The sequence below is a fragment of the Paraburkholderia caffeinilytica genome (assembly GCF_046030355.1).
In the GTDB taxonomy this organism is placed as follows: domain Bacteria; phylum Pseudomonadota; class Gammaproteobacteria; order Burkholderiales; family Burkholderiaceae; genus Paraburkholderia; species Paraburkholderia caffeinilytica_B.
The window spans coordinates 1-18,666 of the sequence record NZ_JAQQCQ010000010.1 but is presented as its reverse complement, the minus strand read 5'-3'; the positions used below and the strand labels follow the sequence as shown (position 1 = coordinate 18,666).

Annotated in this window: 15 protein-coding genes, 1 pseudogene and 1 riboswitch; of the genes and pseudogenes, 10 read left to right on the top strand and 6 right to left on the bottom strand. The window is 59.4% G+C overall.

The genetic code is table 11. The features are described from left to right. Window positions 1-23 precede the first annotated feature (23 nt). From ocd to PQQ95_RS16675, 4 genes and pseudogenes are all read left to right on the top strand, one after another. Window positions 24-1,085 (top strand): ornithine cyclodeaminase, encoded by a 1,062-nt coding sequence (ocd, locus tag PQQ95_RS16685; RefSeq protein ID WP_408438475.1) that lies wholly within the window; start codon window positions 24-26, stop codon window positions 1,083-1,085. Window positions 1,086-1,226: 141 nt separating this feature from the next. Further along, window positions 1,227-2,747, top strand: coding sequence for a serine hydrolase domain-containing protein (locus PQQ95_RS16680; protein WP_408438474.1), 1,521 nt, complete (start codon window positions 1,227-1,229; stop codon window positions 2,745-2,747). Window positions 2,748-2,813: 66 nt separating this feature from the next. Further along, a riboswitch (Fluoride riboswitch) is annotated at window positions 2,814-2,880 on the top strand. Then, a complete protein-coding gene (locus PQQ95_RS36625; RefSeq protein ID WP_494471479.1) occupies window positions 2,864-3,310 on the top strand; it encodes a hypothetical protein in 447 nt (148 codons plus the stop codon). Its footprint overlaps the riboswitch before it by 17 nt. Window positions 3,311-3,590: 280 nt before the next feature. Next, window positions 3,591-3,811: pseudogene (locus PQQ95_RS16675) on the top strand (two-component system sensor histidine kinase/response regulator); the annotation flags it as partial. A gap of 202 nt (window positions 3,812-4,013) precedes the next feature. Here the strand turns inward: PQQ95_RS16675 and PQQ95_RS16670 are convergent. Further along, on the bottom strand, window positions 4,014-5,387 hold the full coding sequence (locus PQQ95_RS16670) for an MFS transporter (protein WP_408438473.1): 1,374 nt from the start codon (window positions 5,385-5,387) through the stop codon (window positions 4,014-4,016). Window positions 5,388-5,396: 9 nt separating this feature from the next. Next, window positions 5,397-5,909 (bottom strand): MarR family winged helix-turn-helix transcriptional regulator, encoded by a 513-nt coding sequence (locus PQQ95_RS16665; protein ID WP_408438472.1) that lies wholly within the window; start codon window positions 5,907-5,909, stop codon window positions 5,397-5,399. A 296-nt stretch (window positions 5,910-6,205) separates the two neighbouring features. Here PQQ95_RS16665 and PQQ95_RS16660 point away from each other — a divergent pair, with 296 nt between their 5' ends. After that, entirely contained in the window at window positions 6,206-7,387 is a 1,182-nt protein-coding gene (locus PQQ95_RS16660; protein WP_408438471.1) for a porin, read from the top strand. Between the two features lie 431 nt (window positions 7,388-7,818). Here PQQ95_RS16660 and PQQ95_RS16655 read toward each other — a convergent pair whose 3' ends face one another. The 3 genes from PQQ95_RS16655 to PQQ95_RS16645 are packed head-to-tail and all read right to left on the bottom strand — an operon-like array spanning window position 7,819 to window position 10,991. Beyond that, window positions 7,819-8,811 (bottom strand): ABC transporter substrate-binding protein, encoded by a 993-nt coding sequence (locus PQQ95_RS16655; RefSeq protein WP_408438470.1) that lies wholly within the window; start codon window positions 8,809-8,811, stop codon window positions 7,819-7,821. A 17-nt stretch (window positions 8,812-8,828) separates the two neighbouring features. Next, entirely contained in the window at window positions 8,829-9,776 is a 948-nt protein-coding gene (locus tag PQQ95_RS16650; RefSeq protein ID WP_408438469.1) for a PDR/VanB family oxidoreductase, read from the bottom strand. 36 nt (window positions 9,777-9,812) lie between these two features. After that, window positions 9,813-10,991, bottom strand: coding sequence for a Gfo/Idh/MocA family oxidoreductase (locus PQQ95_RS16645; protein WP_408438468.1), 1,179 nt, complete (start codon window positions 10,989-10,991; stop codon window positions 9,813-9,815). 244 nt (window positions 10,992-11,235) lie between these two features. Between PQQ95_RS16645 and PQQ95_RS16640 the strand changes: the two genes are divergently transcribed. The 5 genes from PQQ95_RS16640 (at window position 11,236) to PQQ95_RS16620 (ending at window position 17,160) form a co-directional block, all read left to right on the top strand. Then, window positions 11,236-12,528: a Rieske 2Fe-2S domain-containing protein gene (locus PQQ95_RS16640; RefSeq protein ID WP_408438467.1), complete on the top strand. Its 1,293-nt coding sequence runs from the start codon at window positions 11,236-11,238 to the stop codon at window positions 12,526-12,528. An 84-nt stretch (window positions 12,529-12,612) separates the two neighbouring features. Continuing rightward, a complete protein-coding gene (locus PQQ95_RS16635) occupies window positions 12,613-13,662 on the top strand; it encodes a Bug family tripartite tricarboxylate transporter substrate binding protein (protein WP_408438466.1) in 1,050 nt (349 codons plus the stop codon). Window positions 13,663-13,754: 92 nt separating this feature from the next. After that, complete coding sequence (locus PQQ95_RS16630) at window positions 13,755-14,456, top strand: class II aldolase/adducin family protein (protein ID WP_408438465.1); 702 nt, start codon at window positions 13,755-13,757, stop codon at window positions 14,454-14,456. 165 nt (window positions 14,457-14,621) lie between these two features. Then, window positions 14,622-16,676, top strand: a complete 2,055-nt coding sequence (locus tag PQQ95_RS16625; RefSeq protein ID WP_408438464.1) for a tripartite tricarboxylate transporter permease — start codon at window positions 14,622-14,624, stop codon at window positions 16,674-16,676. Between the two features lie 4 nt (window positions 16,677-16,680). Continuing rightward, window positions 16,681-17,160 (top strand): bacteriohemerythrin, encoded by a 480-nt coding sequence (locus tag PQQ95_RS16620; RefSeq protein WP_408438463.1) that lies wholly within the window; start codon window positions 16,681-16,683, stop codon window positions 17,158-17,160. Between the two features lie 31 nt (window positions 17,161-17,191). Here PQQ95_RS16620 and PQQ95_RS16615 read toward each other — a convergent pair whose 3' ends face one another. After that, window positions 17,192-18,568, bottom strand: a complete 1,377-nt coding sequence (locus tag PQQ95_RS16615) for an ISNCY family transposase (protein WP_408438707.1) — start codon at window positions 18,566-18,568, stop codon at window positions 17,192-17,194. Between the last annotated feature and the right edge of the window lie 98 nt (window positions 18,569-18,666).

Below are 18,666 nucleotides of genomic sequence, written 5' to 3'. Positions count from 1 at the left end.
ATGTTGACAAGGCTGGGCAAAAAATGACGAGATATATTGATGTAAGCGATGTCCGCAAGCTGGTGACATCGATCGGCGTGGAAGCGTTTATCACCACGATGGCGGACTACATCCGCTCGGACTATCTGCGCTGGAACGAATTCGAGAAGTCGGCGCGCGTCGCCAACCATGTGCCGGGCGGCGTGATCGAACTGATGCCGGCGTCCGATAGCACGCTATACGGCTTCAAGTACGTCAACGGTCACCCGAAAAACACGCACGTCAACATGCTGACCGTGATGGCGTTCGGGGTGCTGGCGGAAGTCGACTCCGGTTTCCCGGTGCTGTTCAGCGAGTTCACGATCATGACCGCGCTGCGCACCGCCGCAACTTCGGCACTCGTCGCGAAAGTACTGGCGCGGCCGGATTCCCGCTCGATGGCTTTGATCGGCAATGGCGCGCAAAGCGAATTTCAGGTGCTCGCGTTCAAGGCGATGCTCGGCATCAAGGAGTTCCGTCTGTTCGATATCGATCCGGCTGCAACGGAAAAACTGATTCGCAATCTGTCCGGCTTCGAGGACCTGACCTTCATCCGTGCCGGCAGCGCGGCTGAAGCGGCGCGCGGCGCGGATATCGTCACGACGGCAACCGCGGATAAAACCAACGCGACGATTCTGACGCCGGATATGATCGAACCGGGCATGCACATCAATGCCGTCGGCGGCGATTGTCCGGGCAAGACCGAACTGCATGCGGACGTGCTGAAGGGCGGTCGCGTGATCGTCGAGTTCGAACCGCAGACGCGGATCGAAGGTGACATCCAGCAGCTTCCCGCGGATTTTCCGGTGATCGAGTTGTGGCGGGTTCTGTCGGGCGAAGTCGCCGGACGTCAGGATGCGGCGCAGGTTACGGTGTTCGATTCAGTCGGCTTTGCGCTTGAGGATTTCTCGGCATTGCGCTATCTGCGCGACGTGACCGACGCACGGAACATCGGCGAGAATATTGACCTGATTCCCGCACCGGCAGATCCTAAGGATCTCTATCAGTTCGTTGCACCCGTACTGGAAACGACGGCTGGGCAGCTGCGTGTTGCGCTGACGGCATGAGTGCTTGTCCAGCTTGTCCATACGGGAGCCGGCGAGCAGGGTCGCGTATGGGCAGTCGTGGCGTCCGAAGCGCGCACGCTCGCCTAGCGAAGGGGGCAAATGTTGCCGCTGCTGTCCAACGTTAATCAATCTGCAGACAACATGTCAGACTCTTTTTCCGAGCGTGGTGTAAAACCTTCGTTATTGTTGAGCGGTACCGCGCTGGATGGCCTCACGCGCGCAAATCCGTCGTCCATGGGCGTGGATGCCGACGCGATCGTGGCGTTTCTGGATGACGTGGAGGCCGCCAACCTCGACTTGCACGCGCTGATGATCCACCGCAACGGTAACGTGGTGGCAGAAGCGTGGCGTTGGCCGTACCGCGCGGATCGACTGCGCAACCTGCATTCAACCGCGAAAAGTTTCACCGCTTGCGCGATCGGCCTCGCGATCGAAGAAGGCCACTTCCGCCTCGACGACAAGGTCGTGTCGTTTTTCCCCGAGGCGCTTCCGGACGTGGTGGACGACTGGCTCGCGGCGATGACGATCGAGGACTTGCTCACGATGCGCGTGGGCCATGGGACCACGACGTCCGGCGCGCGATGGCGCGGGATGGGCAGTAGCTGGACCGAGGCATTTTTTCGGATTCCGCTCGTCGAACGGCCGGGCGGCGCCTTTTTGTACACGAGCGCCGCGAGCTACATGCTCTCGGCCGTCCTGAGCCGCACGACAGGAGATACGCTGCACGACTATCTGAAGCCGCGCTTGCTCGAACCGCTGGGCATTACCGGTGAAACGTGGGACGTCGGTCCAGACGGCATCAACCCCGGCGGCAACGGACTATGGGCGAAAACAGCCGATCTGCTGAAACTCGGCATTCTGCATGCGCAGAACGGCGTCTGGGAAGGCAAGCGTTTGCTGCCTGCCGCGTGGGTTGCTGATTCGACGAAGGCACACGTCGAGTCGGGGCGTTACGGGTATCACTGGTGGACGCATCCGAACGGTGCATACAGCGCGAGAGGCGTATTCGTTCAGATGGCCGTGGTATTTCCCGAACATGGCGCGACGCTGGCCGTGACTGGCGCGATCAGGAACAGCGCACAGCTGATGCCTTTTATCGACCGATATTTTCCGGCGGCATTCGGCGCGGGGTCGAAAGAGGGCGCCGATGCGCGGCTCGCGGCGAAGCTTGTCGAATGGCAGAAAGAGGACGCGCCGGTTGTATGGAAAGAAGCTTATCTTCGCGCGTCGCAACCCCAAGGCTCGATTGGCGGCATGCCGCCTGATGCCGCCGGTATCCGGCGATTTGCGATGGAGCCGAACGCGCAGGGCATCGAGGAACTGCAATTCGAATTTACCGACAGCGAATGCACATTCCGTCTGACCGATGCGGACGGGCAGCACGTTATCGTGGCGGGCTTGGGACGCTGGATCGAAGCGCCGAACGAGATGCCCGGCAGCGATCTGCACCACAACTATCATCTGCGGGGCAGTCCGGTGCTTGCGCGAGCATGCTGGCTCGACGCGTCGCGCTTGCAGATGACATGGATATTCGCCGAAACGGCCTTTCGCGATACGCTCGTATGCGAATTCGACGAGAACAGGCTCGTCTTCAAACGTGAGGTCAATATCAACAGCGGGGTGATTCGGCACGATGACGTGATGGGAGCGCTGCGGAGATAGGGCGAGACGCTGTCGACTTGTGGGACTGACGAGTGCCGCTTGCCAGCGGCCTCGGTCCACGCGTATTCTGCCAATGGAGATGGCATTCTCCTTCAACCGCCAGGGCCTCGTGGCTGATGATGCCTATAGTCCGATCTGACCTGCCGTTACGGCATTTTCCTGACTATAGGTGGACCGATGGTCTGTTTCCCCGATTGCTGCCTTTGCTGGATCGTCCATGGCCGGGCTTCGTATTCCTTCTTTTTTGCGTTCCGCCCTGGCATCTCTGCGGTCGTTGCTCCGGGCATCGTCGTCCAACCTCGTTCCAGCTTCTTCCGGAAGCGGTCGGTCGGGGAGCGACGATGGGCGCCAAGCGGGAATCAAATCTCCTCTTTGCCCGTTTAGGCACCCGTAACCCATGCTGGCATTTTTATGGCGATAGTAATGCGCTGCGATTAGCGTCAGTTGCGGGAGAGAGCGCCGCAAACGTGGCTGTTGCGCTGACAGCAAAGCAAGCCGCGCAGATTCGTCAGCTAACGGCGGGCGTCACCACGTACATGGCGCGGGACGTCGGAGCGTCATGAAAAATCCTGCAGCAGCCCATTCCGAGTACTGCATCGTTTGCAGGCAACTCGTGGAGGCTGACCTACGTTATCTTCGCCGGTTGCAGACCGATCGCCAGATGCGTGACGCACTGACGGACGCGTTGGTGGTGAGCATGGGATTTTGTGAGCATCATTGGCGGAATCTGCAAGAAGCTGATCCCGACACGGCCCAGTGGAGCAGCCGCTGCGTTTCCGAGGCAAGCCTCCGCCCTGGCGAGCTGTTCGCAAGGACGAGATTGCAGGACGAATTCAAGATGCGATGGGCGGTGCTCAACTCAGGGCAATCTGGGTCATGTCACATCGCGCTGACCGCAGTTTGACCTTGCCGTTTTCGCCGGCTCGGCCCTGACATTGGTGGACACTCGTGACCTTGGAGGGGAAAGCAACCAGCGGCATAACGATTTCATAGCCATGTTGGGGCATGAACTGAGGAATCCGTTGGTACCCACCGACAGCGCCATTTCGGCCGCGAAGCTTTTAACGAGGTGCCTACCTGGATGGCAGTGCAGGGCAGGACAGTCATTCTGCCGTTCAACCGCTTGCCACGGAAGTGGCGACAACGGGGGGGCGCGTGCTGCCGAGCAGAGTTGGTTGGCTCGGGCGCGTATGCCCTTTGCACGAGGCAGCACGCGGTCATGAAGCGATATTCCGTATCTTGTTCTCCAGGACTTGCCGCACGCACTCAGATCGGGCGTTGCCGCACCAGGCGGGACAGGCTGAGCATCGCACCAGCCGCAGCGAAGACCGCTCCGGTAGTCAACGCGATCGGACCTGCGTGACCCGGCGCCACCATCAGAATAAGCGCGGTAAGTACAGCGCCGAGGGTCTGGCCGAGCGTGCGTGACGTTCCGATCATGCCGCTCGCATTACCGGTGCGACCCGGCGGCGCGGCAGCGAGAATCGCCCGATTGTTCGGCGTCTGAAACAATCCGAAACCGATTCCACACACAGCCATACGCCAGCCAATATCGGCCGAAGCCGGGTGCGCAGGCAACAGCGCGAGCAGCGTCAGACCTGCGGCCAGAATGGCGAGTCCGACACCGCCGAGTGCGCCCGCCTCGTAGCGGTTCGACAGCGCTCCAGCGAGAGGCGCCACAATAATGATGGCGAGCGGCCACGGCGTAATCAACGCGCCCGTTTCCATTGCGCTGTGCCCGAGCGCGTCCTGCAACATGAAAGGCAGCGACACGAACGCCAGCATCTGTGCGGTGAAAGAGCAAATCGAAGTGAGTACGGCCAGAAGAAACACGGGTTTGAGCAGTAGGTCGACGGGGAGCAGCGGTTGTGTGCGACCCCGCTCGCGACGCACGAGCAGCCACGCGCAAAGCCCGGCCGCAACGAGCTGGGTTACGACGCCTGCGGTGATCCCATTGCTGTGCCCCATACGATCCACGCCTAGCACAAGCAGGCCGAACGCCGCCGCATTCAGTAGGGCACTGCCATAGTCATAGGGCGCTTTTGTTACGGGCGGACGGGGCAGCGCCGAGAAGCTGACAAAGAGCGTTATAAGCCCAAGCGGCACGTTGATCGCGAACAACCAGGGCCACGGCGCAACGGACAGAATCGCCGCCGCAATCGTTGGACCGGCAGCGGTAGAAATCGAAACGACCGAAGCATTGATGCCTACACCACGGCCGAGCAGCCGCGACGGATAAATCGTCTTGACGAGTGCAGTGTTGACGCTGCTGATACCTGCCGCACCGAAGCCCTGCAAAACGCGCGCGAAGATGAGCGCATCAAGCGAATGCGACATCGCGCACATCAGCGATGAACACGTGAAAAGCGCGAGCCCCGCGGTATAGATGCGCGCGTAGCCCACACGGTCTCCCAGCGACGACAGCGGCAGCAGGGACATGATGATCGAAAGCTGGTACGCGTTGACGATCCACACTGAATCCGACGGGTTGGTGTGAATCGTCTTCGTGATGGTCGGCAATGCCACATTTGCAATCACGCTGTCGAGCATGCCGAGTGCTGTAGCAAGTGAAATAGCAAACACACCGAAATAAAACCGACCGCCGGTCAATCCATCCTGCTGCGTCGCGGATTGTTGCATAGAGAAGTTTTATGCGGTGGGTTCGTCGTTTTGCGCATCGTTCAGTGCAAAGGCGTTGGCGCGCGCAAGGTTGTCGATGATCGCAAGCAGTGTCTCGCGCATGATCGCGACATTCTTTGCTGGAATACCGGCGAGCGCGATTTCGTTGACTTCCTCCGCGGCAGGTACCAGCAACGCCCGCAACGACGCGCCCTTGGACGTGAGAAACACTCTGACCTGCTTGCGGTTGTCCGGCATTTTCTGGCGCGTGACGTACCCCAGTTTCTCCATCGACTGCAGTGCCGTGAAAGTCGTAGGTTCCTTGACGCCGGCCTGCTCGCTCAATTGCCGCTGCGTAATGCCGTCCGTCTGCCAAAGGATGCGCAGGAATGTCCAGTGGCCATACATCACGCCATGTGCTTTCAGGCGGCTCTGTAGCGCACTCGACAAGCCACGGTAAGCATCCTTGACCAGATGCGCGATGCGCTCGTCATTGCCCACGCGCGGTGCGGATTTCGGTGTATCGATTCTGGCTAAGTTCATCTGGTGCACTCCGTGAGTTAGGTACGTCATCTTAGTAGATGCCTAAGTAAAACACTTGTCTATGATCAACCGAGCTCGCGATCGCATACACCGTATATGTGAGTTAACCCTAGCATCCATGTATTTGACGAAGATGATAGCATTGGAAAATATTAACTTAGTCACCTAAGTAAATCAAGGTGTTGAACACGGAGGCGCCGAAAGTCGAAGCGTGCCGTACGTGCGTCGCCTGAGGTACATCGAAATTCCCGTCCTGACAGGAATGCTGCGAGATAAATATCAACAAAGGAGGCCTTATGAAGAAATGGATTGTTCTAGGTGCCGGGCTAGGCATTGCTGGTACAGCATTCGCGCAAAGCAGCGTGACACTGTATGGCTTGCTCGACGTAGGTGTGAACTATACGAGCAACGCAGGCGGAAAGCAGCTTGTCAACATGACTTCGGGCATGTTGAACGGCAGTCGCTTTGGGTTGGTGGGCAGGGAAGATTTGGGCGGCGGGTTGGCGGCAGTATTTCGGCTCGAGAACGGTTTCGACATAACGAACGGCAAACTCGGACAGGGTGGTTTGATGTTCGGCCGTCAGGCGTATGTTGGGCTGGCAAACCAGCATTACGGCACCGTGACGTTGGGTCGCCAGTACGATTCGATTGTCGATTTTGTCAATCCGTTTGCTGTTGCCAACACGTGGGGCGGGCCGCCGCTTGCGCACCCCGGCGACGTTGACCAGATGGCGCACACCAATCGTACCAACAGTTCGATCAAGTACATGAGTCCGGACTTCTACGGCTTTCGCGCCGGTGGTTTGTATGGAATGGGCGGGGTGCCGGGCGACTTCTCGCGCAATCAGATTTATTCGCTCGGTGGAAGCTATGAGCACGGTCCTTTTACCGCCGGCGTCGGCTATCTGAACGTGCGTCAGCCGAATGTCTCGCTCTGGGGGGATACGGGGGCGCCCGCTGCGACATCGAACGGCGTGCCGGGTGCAAACTTCGCCGGCTCGCCCGTGACGACAGGATTTGCGTCCGCGAATTCGACGCAGGCGATCGCGGTCGGTGCGGCGTACCAGTTAGGATCGATGACGCTCGGTGCGAACTATTCGAATACGCAGTTCCGGGGCCTCGGTAATCGTTCGGCCGGACCGGTTCCAGCGCGCGGGATCAGCGGAACGGCAACCTTCAACACGGGCGAAATCAACGCTACCTGGCAGGTAACGCGTGCTGTCCTGCTCGGTGCCGTGTACCAGTACACGAAAACATCCGGTGTGAGCGGCTACACGGGTGCATCGTACAATCAGGCCGCGCTTGGCGCTCAGTACGCACTCTCGAAGACGACGTTGCTTTATCTGCTGGGTATCTACCAGAAGGCGAGCGGTACGGATTCAACCGGGCACGCTGCTGTTGCGTCGATCTACAACATCACACCGTCTTCAACGAATCACCAGGCGTACGTGCGCCTCGGTCTCGAGAAACGTTTCTGATGCAATGAAACAAGATTGACTCCCGGCGCCGAAACTTCGCCGGGAGAGTTCCCCACGGGTCGTCGGCTCCGTCGAGCATCGGGCCGCCCTCAACGCGCAATCCTGTTCCTGCTCGAAACGGGCCTCCGCTGGGCCCTCGCTACAGCTGAAATACACCGACTCCACGTTGCGGATTCGTGGCCTGATTCTGCATCGATTGCGCGGCGGCTTCCTGCTCGACCAGGGCTGTGTTTTGCTGCGTGACCTCATTCATCGTGAGGTCTGCCTCGCTGGCTAGCACCGAGCTGCCCTGAAACCGACTGCCTGAACTGCACGCTGTACTTGCTCATGAAAAAACACCCCTAATCGTTGGACGGGCGTCCAACTTTTGGGGTGCAGTTCAAATTTGCCGGCGTCTCTTTTATGCTAGCGGCTCTGTGCAGTGCAGCGGATTAAATGCCAAAACTTTCGAGGCTGGCCGGGTGGAACAGTTCCTTCGCGTCGAGAAGACGACTGGACAAACCTTCTTCATGGTGACGTTTCAGGAAGCGGTTCATCGCGTGTTCGTTCGCCGCGAAACCGTATGACCAGAAGTCTTCACCCATCAGCGTGCGGGCAGCACGCAACTGATCTTCGATAAACGGCAGCGTGACTTTGGTAGCCGACGTATCGGTCAGGCGCGCGAGCGCAACCGTTTTCGAGTTCTCAAATGCCTTCATCACCGACATTGGCAGCCAAGGGTGCCGTTCAACGAGCGTGCGGCGGATGCCAAGCGTGTGCATGATCGGGAACAGCTTCGTGCGCCGATACCAGTCGGCGGCGGCGGCCTGGGGGTTGTCGAACAGATACTTCACGTTCGGGGAGCCGCGATCGAAACACGACGGTGCGCGCGGGCCGATCAACGCATCGATTTCCCCGGCCTCGAGCATGCCCGAAATCGTCTTGCCTTCGCCTGCGTTCTCCAGCTTCACGTCGGCGGGCAGGTTCAGCGTGATCTTTTCGACGCGCGCCGGGTCTTCGTAGCCACCGCGCACCCAGGTCACGTCAGACGGTTTGACCCCGTACTCTTCTTCAAGAAAGAGGCGTACCCAGACATTCGCAGTCAGTTGATATTCGGGCACGCCAATGCGCTTGCCCTTCAGGTCTTCCGGCTTGTTGATGCCGGCATTCGCGTTGACGTACACGGACGTGTGACGGAACGCGCGCGACGGGAATACAGGCACGGCGATGTACGGCGATGTGCCGGCTGCGGTCTTGACGGAATAACTGCTCAGCGACAGTTCGCAGATGTCGTAATCGGCATGGCGGAATGCGCGGAAGAAGATTTCCTCAGGCTCCTGCAACATGAACGTCGGATCGACGCCCTCAATCTGTACTTCCCCGTCAACGAGGGGGCGCATGCGGTCGTAGGGTCCGACCGCAACCGAAAGCTGCAATTTGCTCACACTATCTCCTTCAGGAATTAAAGATCGATGACCAGTTCATCCGACTTCGCGCGCGAAACGCAAATCATGATCGCTCTGTCGTGTTCGTCGTCATCAAGCACAAAATCTCGATGATCAGCCTCGCCGGAACAAAGAGTCGTCCGGCAGGCTCCGCAGGTTCCGGCCTCGCAAGAACTCGGCGTTTCGACGCCAGCCTCACGCACCGCTTCGAGGATGCTTTGTCCCGCCGCCACATTCACGCGGATGCCACTGCGTTGCAGCGTGACGGTAAAGCCGCTGGATGCTTCGCCATTCGACACACTGGTGCCGAAATCCTCGAAGTGCACCGCCAACGACGGCCAGCCCGACGCATTGTTACGGACAGCCTGCATGAGCGGGCGGGGGCCGCAGCAATACAGGTGCGTATTACCTTCACGCGTGGCGAGCAGCTTCGCAAAGTCGAGTGACTGGTCGGAGTTGCCGTAGTCGTGGTGAATCTGCACGCGGCTCGACGGCAGCGATGAAAGTTCGGCGAGAAAGGCCGTCGTTTCCGGTGAGCGCGTGCAGTACACGAGACGGTAGCGCGCAGCGCGTGCATCCAGTTCGGCCATCATGGCGTGGATGGGCGTAATGCCGATACCGCCCGCGACCAGCAGGTAGTCGGACGCGTCGTCTGTGAGCGCGAAGTAATTTTCCGGTACCGATACCCGGATGCGCATGCCGACTTTCACATCATTGATCATGCTGACGGAGCCGCCCCGGCTGCCCGGATCGAGTTTGACCGCAACAACGTAACGGTCGCGCTCGGACGGTGCATTGCATAGCGAATAGCGGCGACCGATACCCGACGGCGTTTCGATCAGTACATGCGCGCCGGCAGTGAACGGCGGTAGCGGTTTGCCGTCAGGCGAGCGGAATTCGAATTGGTAAATGCCGTCAGCAAGCGCAGTCTTGCCGGTAACATTGAGCAGCATCGTGTCATTCATGTTTCTTCAAACCGGTGTTGCCGGTGTCTCCCAGAATTAAAAGGATTTTGGCTTGCACTGGTGCGTCAGCGACATTTCGCAGCCGTTGCGCGACGACTCCAGTGCTGCCAGGCAGATCTCGAGGTTTGCCAGTCCCCATTGACCATCGTGCAGCGCGGGCCGACGCCCGGTGATGGCGTCGTAAAATTCCGCGATCACGCGCTCACGTGGTGATGTGTCTGTGCGCAACGGGAGTGGGGACATGCCGTTATCTGTGTAGACGAGCAGCCCGTCCGGCGACTGACGAATTTCTCCGCGCTCGCAGCTGACGACCGTAAGGCCGAAATGGGGTTGATGCGGCGCGCGGCCGGGAATGGCGTGCTTTGCGCGTGCCTGTTTGGCGCGCAATTCGTCCTCGGGCGCGGCGGTCGTGCGTGAGCGTGCAGGGGCATGCGCGGGTGCGTCAAAACCCCATTCGCCGACGCCGCCGACCAGTTCGGTACTGGCAAAGCGGCCATAGCCGTTGTAGACAGCCGTTGCCGCCGCGCCGTTTGCGAATTCGATGAACACGATATGTGCGCCGGTCGCGCTGCGCTGCGGGTCGAAATCGAACGTCTTGGCACGCACTGTGCGGGCCTCACCGCCACACAACAGCCGGATGATGTCGAACTGGTGCGCGCCTTGACGGATTGTTACGCCACCGCCTTCGCTGTCATCCAGTTCGTCGGGGCGCCGCGGACGATAAATCCAGTCGCTGTAACACCAGGTGTTCACCATCCGCACCCGACCCAGGTCACCGCCTGCGATCAGGCCGTGTATCGCGTGAATCGGCTCGTCGTAGCTATGCGAATGGCCGACCAGCAGCACAACGCCTGACCCGGCTGCAGCCTCGACCATCGATTGCGCATCGCCAAGGCTGACCGCCATGGGTTTCTCCACCAGCACATGCTTGCCAGCACGGCATGCCAGTTCTACGTGCTCGCGGTGCAATTGCGTAGGTGAGCCGACATACACGCAATCAAGACCGGGATGCAGCAGCATCTCTTCGATCCGGGCGTAGGTCGCGATGCCGAATTCGACAGCGGCTTCCGCGCGGATGTGCTCGACAGGGTCAACGATAGCGGCCAGTTCGAATTCGGGGCGATGAGAGAGGGCAGGCAGGAAAGCGCGCGCTGCCGTACCGAATCCGACCATGCCAACGCGCACACGCGCTGCCGGGTTCGTGGTTGTGTTCATGGATTCTCCGTGTGATTGGCGTAAACTTAGCTAACTAAGTTTATGTTGTCAATTAATTGCTATTGTTCACTTCGCCAATCTCGCCTGCGTGAGCCACGTTGCGATGGAATAGGGCTCGACCCGGAAATTTTTGGAAAAGTTTCGGGTAAGTGTTTACCAGCATTGTTACTTAGTCGCCTAAGTTTATTATTTATGGAAAGTTAGCTGTCGAATCATTTCACCGTAACCTATTGAGGGAACCTGTATGTTGACTGCAGAGCAGAATGACGAACTGACGCGCGTGGGGCGCGGCACGCCGATGGGCGACCTGATGCGCCGTTACTGGCAGCCGTTTGCCGCGCTGTCGGAAATGGATGGCAAGTGGACGAAGAGCGTGCGGCTGCTGGGTGAAGACCTCGTGCTGTTCCGGGATCGTCAGGGCAAACTCGGTCTGATCGCGGCACAGTGTCCGCACCGCCGCGCATCGTTCCTGCACGGTATTCCGACCGAGAATGGCATTCGCTGCCCGTATCACGGGTGGGAATTCAATGGCGCAGGTGAGTGCCTGAACCAGCCCAATGAAAAGGACAATCCGGAATTTCGAAAATCAGTCGCAACGGACTCCTATGCGATAGAGGAATTGGGTGGCCTGCTGTTTGCATACATGGGGCCGTCCGAACTGAAACCGCTGCTGCCGAAGTTTGACGGTTTCGTTGCGAAGGGTGCAATCCGCATGATGGGCCGCGTGGTGCTGCCGATCAACTGGTTGCAGATCATGGAGAATTCACTCGATCCGATTCACACCGAGTGGCTGCACGGTCACCACTACGAATTCCTGAAGGAACAGGAAGGCATCAAGGTCGCAATCAGCACGCACCACGCGAAGATCGACTTCAAGGAATTCGAGTACGGCATGACCAAACACCGTCTGCTGGAGGGCCACTCGGAACAGTCGGACGACTGGCAGGTCGGTCACCCGATCGTGTTCCCGAACATGCTGGCAGTCGGCAACGGCAGCGAGGCCACGCGCTATTACTCGTTCCAGATTCGCGTGCCGGTTGACGACGAGCATACGCTGCACCTCTGGTACAACGCCTATCTTCCGCCGAAGAGCGCCGAAGTGCCAGCGCACCTGTATGAAAAGGTGTACACGTACAACGTACCGTACAAGGATGCGGACGGCGAGTTCATCGTGGACAACGTTGACGGTCAGGACATGATGGCCTGGATCACGCAGGGCACAATTGCGGATCGCACGGCCGAGAATCTGGGTTCGACCGATATCGGCATTGCAATGTACCGGAAGATGCTGCGTCGTGAAATCCGCAACGTGGCAGATGGGAAGGACCCCAAGGGCATTGTCCGCGATGCAGCGAAGAACGAGTGCATCGTGCTGCCGAACGAGAAGGACAAGCATCACAACAGTGACGGCTTCTCCAGCTTCATGCTGCGCACGCATGCGAAATATTCGCCTATCGCGCAGGATATTGTGAAGGTGTTCGAAGGGCGCAATGCGGCAGGCAACAGGAAGGAAGAGACCCCGAGCTTCCAGTATTAAAGACCGTGGTACCCGGCCGTGTCTGACTGCGGCCGGGTACTGCCACAGACATCACGTGCATAAGACACTGGAAGGAGACAAGCGATGAAAGGGCAAACAACGCAGAGTCGTGACCGCTGGCACCGGATCATTTCGGCGGCACTGGCAATATCTACCGCATGGCTCGGTATCGCATACGCCGAGAGTGTGCAGGATTTCTACAGCGGCCGTACGGTGAACCTGAACATCGGCTACTCGGTCGGTGGGGGCTATGACATGTACGCACGGCTGCTCGCTAAGCACCTCGGTGATCACCTGCCCGGCAAGCCGACCATCACGCCGCAAAACATGCCAGGTGCCGGCAGTCTGAAGGCGGCCAATTATCTCTACAGCGTTGCGCCGAAGGACGGCGCAACGATTGGTACGTTCGGTCGTACGATGCCGGAAGAGCCGCTATTCGGTCAAGCGGATTACGATGCGCGCAAGCTGGTCTGGCTCGGTAGCATGGACAGCGATGTGTCGTTGTGCGTGACGTGGCATACGTCGGCCATCAAGACGTTCCAGGACCTGCTCACGAAGCCCTCGCGCTTTGGCGGTCAGGGTGCCGGTTCCGATCCTGACGTGATGGCGAACACCATCAAGAATCTCTTCCACGCGAAACTGCAACTCGTGACAGGCTACCCCGGCAGCAACGAAAGTGCGCTCGCGATGCAGCGCGGCGAAATCGACGGCGAATGCGGCACGTCATGGAGCACGTTGCGCATGCGTCACCCGGACTGGCTGCGAGACCACAAGGTCAATTTAATCGTGCAGATGGCGCTTGAGAAGCATCCCGACCTGCCGAACGTGCCGCTGCTGTCCGATCTTACGTCCGATCCAGAGACGAAAAAAATACTGAAGGTTATTGCAGCAAGCCAGGTGCTTGCCCGTCCGTTCGCAGCGCCTCTCGGCATTCCGGCCGATCGTGCTGACGCGCTGCGCAAGGCATTCGCAGACACGATGAAAGACCCGGCATTCCTTGCCGATGCGAAGAGCCTGGGTGTCGAGGTCCGTTACGTTTCGCCGCAACAGATCAGCACGGTGCTGGAAGACGTGTACCAGACTTCGCCGGAGCAGATTGCGAAGGCCAAGGCTGCAGTTGGCGGGCGGATGTAACGCAACCGGCACATGAACGGGGAGGCGCTGCCCCGTTGCTCAATTGAGCAATCCATCAACACATCAGTTCGTCAATTGCACGAGGGATTTTTATGACACTTGAAGAAGCGCAACAGAAGCTCATCGACGCCGGCCGTATACTCGAAACCAATGGCCAGGGAGATTTCACGCGTGGGCACGTGTCGGTGCGCGTGCCGGGTGACGCGTCGATGTTCATCATGAAGCCGCACAGCTACGGTTTCGATGAAATCACACCCGAGAATATCGTCGTGTGTAACCTGGACGGCGAGAAGATCGGCGGCGCAGGGCGGCGCCACAGCGAGGTGTTCATTCACTCGGAAATCTACAAGGCGCGACCTGACGTGATGAGCGTGATTCACACGCACCCGATTCACGCTGTTGCACTGTCTGCGACCGGCAAGCCGTTGAAGATGGTCAGTCAGCCTGCCTGCACTTTCGCAGATGGCGTGCCGTACTACACCGACACGGTGAACCTGATTCGCACGCAGGATATGGGGCGGGGCGTGGCGCAGGCGCTCGGCAATTCGAAAGCGGTGCTGATGCGCAACCACGGCGTAGCGATCGCCGGTCACACGATCGAGGAAGCTGTGATTCTCGCGCTGGCGCTCGATGAGGCCTGCCATATCCAGCTGCTGATGGAGGCGGCAGGCGGCGAGGGCGACGTGTTCCCGGACGAAGACGTGCGTCGTCTGCACGATCAGGTGACCCGACCGGAGCAGTTCACCATCAATTTCGATTACCTGCAGCGCAAGGTGAATCGCACTGCGGTCTGAACGCGGACAGCAATACAAGGACTGGCGGCGCTGCCACTCGCTGTTTCTGGCGAAAGCAGCGCCGCTGGGCCATGGGTAATACGATAACAACGGAGACAACAACATGTCCGCTCATCATGAGCTGATGGGTTCACTGCGCGTGTATATTCAACCGGAGCGACCATCATGCTAAACGCTGCCCTTCATGCGCTCGTCATCGTGATGGACCCGATGCGACTGCTCACGATGCTGGGCGGTGTCATCCTGGGTCTCGCACTCGGTGTCGTGCCAGGCCTTGGCGGTATCGTCGGGCTCGCGCTGCTGATTCCGTTCACTTACCATATCGACGGCTACACCGCATTTGCGCTGCTGCTCGGCATGGCGGCAGTGACTACTGTGTCAGACCTGATTCCCGCTGTTCTATTCGGCGTGCCCGGCACGGTTGGAGCGGCGGCAACCGTGATCGACGGTCATCAGATGGCACGTAAGGGGCAGGCGGCACGTGCGTTCGGTGCAGGGTATATGTCCTCGCTTTCCGGCGGCATTTTTGGTGCGCTGTTGCTCGCGCTGCTGTTGCCCTTTCTGCGTAAGCTTGTGATGTACATAGGCTCGGCCGAGTTGCTGGCCTTCTGCATATTTGGCCTTTCCATGATTGCGGTGCTGAGCGGCAAGGCGCCACTCAAAGGACTGGCTGTCGCGTCGTTCGGGCTGATGTTGTCGCTCGTCGGTTCCGATCCACAGACCGGTACGCTTCGCTGGACCTTCGGTTCATTTTATCTGTGGGACCATTTACCGCTCGTGCCGGTCGCGCTCGGTATCTTCGCGATTCCCGAACTGGCGGATATGGCAATCGAGCGCACGAGTATCGCGCGCCATACGGATACGACAGCGGTCAGCGGCAGCCAGTGGGACGGCATTCGCGACGCCATGCGCAATTGGCGGCTTGTCCTGCGTTGCAGCGCGTTAGGCGCTGTGCTAGGTGCCGTGCCTGGCGTCGGCTCAGCGGTGATCGACTGGATGGCGTACGCGCATGCGCTGCGCACTGAGAAGAATCCCGAATCGTTCGGACAGGGCGACGTTCGCGGCGTGATTGCAGCGGAAAGCTCGAACAACGCGAAGGAAGGTGGTCACCTGATTCCGACGATTGCGTTCGGCATGCCTGCGGGTGCATCGATGGCGCTATTGCTGAGCGCATTCATGATGCACGGTTTCACACCCGGCCCGGAAATGTTGACGAAGCATCTCAGCGTCACTTACGCGATCATCTGGACGCTGGCGATTGCTCACATGATGGGTGCCGTCATCTGTCTGTCGGCTAGCCGTCTGTTCGCGAAGCTTGCGACCGTACGTGTCGGTGTACTGCTGCCGCTGATCCTCGCGATTCTCTTTCTCGGTGCGTTCAACGCAAGCATGAGTTGGGGCGACATCTGTTCACTCGTGCTGTTTGGTGTGTTCGGCTGGATCATGAAGCGTCTTGATTGGCCTCGGCCGCCTCTGATTCTCGGCCTGGTGCTCGGTAGCATGTGCGAGCGCTACTACTTCATTTCGACCGAGGTCTACGGTGCGGGCTTCTTTATGCGTCCGGTCGTGCTGATCGTGTTGCTGGCCGCGCTGTGGGTCGTGATCGGGCCTGCCGTGCGCCGTGGGTATCGACGCTTGAAGAACAGGAACGCGGCAGAGGTGGTGCAGCACACGAAAACCGGCTGGGTCGTGCGCCGTTTCGATCATCGCACGCTGTTTGCGTTCGCGATGATGCTGGTTCCGGCCGCTGCAGTCTGGTCTGCACGGGACTGGAATTTCGGTGCAAGGCTGATGCCGATGACGGCGGCATCAGCCGCGTTGCTGTTTTGCGTGTTGATCTTCCTGCGACACCTTGTGACGATCGAGGGCGGTACGGTAGCTGCTGAAGCGTCGAACGCTCACACGCACGAAATGCCGCAATACTCAGAGTCGGTACCGGCGCACGTGGTACGTAACCGGGGCCTGCGCTTCTTCATCTGGATTTCCGGCGCACTGGTGTTGGGGTATGCCATTGGTTTGATACCTGCGCTGCTCGTTTTCATGTTGCTGCTCGCGCGTTTCGAGTTTGCCGAGCGGTGGCGCACTTCCGTACTATTGTCGATGTTGATGACCGTTGCGCTGTGGGTGATCTTCGATCGCATTTTTTCAATCACCTGGTCTCCGTCCCTGCTTGGCAACATGGTGCCGGCGCTAAGGGATGCAACGGGCGGGTTACTCTAAAGCAATGAGCACGATGGAACGAGCACGAGACAATGAAGCCCCGGTACGGGCTAGCGATAACAGCATGGACTGGTCCGACGCACGGCTGCTGGGCTTCACGCCGATGGATGATGTGCATAAGGAATTCTACGAGGTGGCGCTCGGACTCGTGACCTGTTCGGATGCAACCGCGTTAGCTGCAATCGAGGCATTCGAGATACACGCGATCAGTCATTTCGACCAGGAAGACGAATGGATGCGCACGACAAATTTTCCCCCGCGTGACTGCCACATCGATGAACACGCTGCCGTGCTGAAATCGGTTCGCGAACTCAAGGCGGCAGTTGAGCAGGGCCAGGCGGGCGCTGCGATGGTCCGTGATATCGGCATGCACCTGTTTAGCTGGTTTCCGGGGCACGCTGACTATCTCGATTCAGCGCTTGCCGCATGGATGACCAAACAGAAGATGGGCGGGAAGCCCGTCGTCTTAAGACGGACAATTTAAATTCAAAAACTTTGAGTAGTAACGAGAGGGGTCACAAACTTCCGCTTGTAACCCTTCCTTCGTTTCTGGCGTTGCGCAGCACCGCGCCTTCAAGCGTCAGTTCGCGCTGCTTCCGTGTGCCTGCCTTGCGCTCCTTCAGTCGCGGCGCTTCACCCTGATTGGTCCTCGAGGGCGAACCCGACGTCCGCCGGTCATCACGCTGCGCCTGAATGATCTGCGCCATCTGCAACGTGTGTCCGAGCCGCTTGTTGTCGACCACCGCCGCCTGATCGATCTCCGAGAGCCGGTCATACGGTACACAGGGCAGGGCAGCGCCATTCACCCGGATCTCGATACGTCCGTCCGGATACTCGAACACATCCAGATAACGGTGGATCAGGCTGCGGTTCGTCACCGTGTCCTCAAGCAGGTAGATCACCCGGTCGTACTGCACCGTCAATACCTTCGACACGCGCCGCGGCACACGAACCGTCAGGATCAGATCAAGATCGTCGTCGGCACGCAGCGGCCGGTGTGCATCGAATGTGCTCCGCGGCATCTTGCCAAACCGGCCGTTAAAGTCAGCGATGAAGTGGGGCGCGTAAGCATTGGCCGCCTCCTTCGTGCTGATTGCGCGTAGCCGCAGTTCTTTCACGAGCCGGTCCTGCAACGTCAGATTGGCACGCTCGACGCGCCCCTTGGCCTGACTGCTGTTCGCACAGAACGTATCCACATTCAGTTCGTACAGCGCGCGGCCAAACTGCGTCACGCCCTTGCCAGGCGTCACCGAATGGCTGTTGCAATGGAACACGCTGGCCTTGTCGCTATATAGCGCGACCGGCTTGCCATGCTGTTCAAGATAGTGGCGCATCGCCTCGAAGTAACTGAAGGTCGACTCGGTCGCCGTGAAATGCAGCGCCATCAGCCGGCTGGTCGCATCGTCGATGAACACCAGCAGCGTGCACGCCGGCGCGCGTTCCTCAAACCAGCGGTGATCACTGCCGTCGATCTGCACCAGTTCGCCCAGACACGCACGGCGGTTTCGCGGCTGGTGCAGCTTCGGCGGCCGCTGTTTGCGCGGAATCCACAGCCCGGCCTCACGCATCCAGCGCCGCACGGTTTCCTTCGCCAGCACCACGCCATGACACTCGGCGAGTTTCTCGCACGCCAGCGTCGGCCCGAAATCAACGTAGCGCTCTCGAATGATCGCCAGCGCCCGCTGAGCCAGTTCTTCGTCCAGCCGCCGGTTGCCAGAACGGCCACGTCTGCGCGAGGCCAGTCCCGCCGCACCAGATTCCTGATAGCGGATTACCAGGCGCTCAACCTGACGCACGGTCAAGCCCAGACGTTCGGCCGCGCGACCAGGCTTGAGGCCCATCTCGACAATGGCCTGGATAACCTTCAGACGGTCGAGTTCGCGCATGTTCAATGTCACCAGTGTGGCTGGACACATGGTCGACTCCGAAAGCTCGCAACGGGCCGACCAGCATGCCAGCGTTCAAAAACACGACATTTCTATCTGGCTGG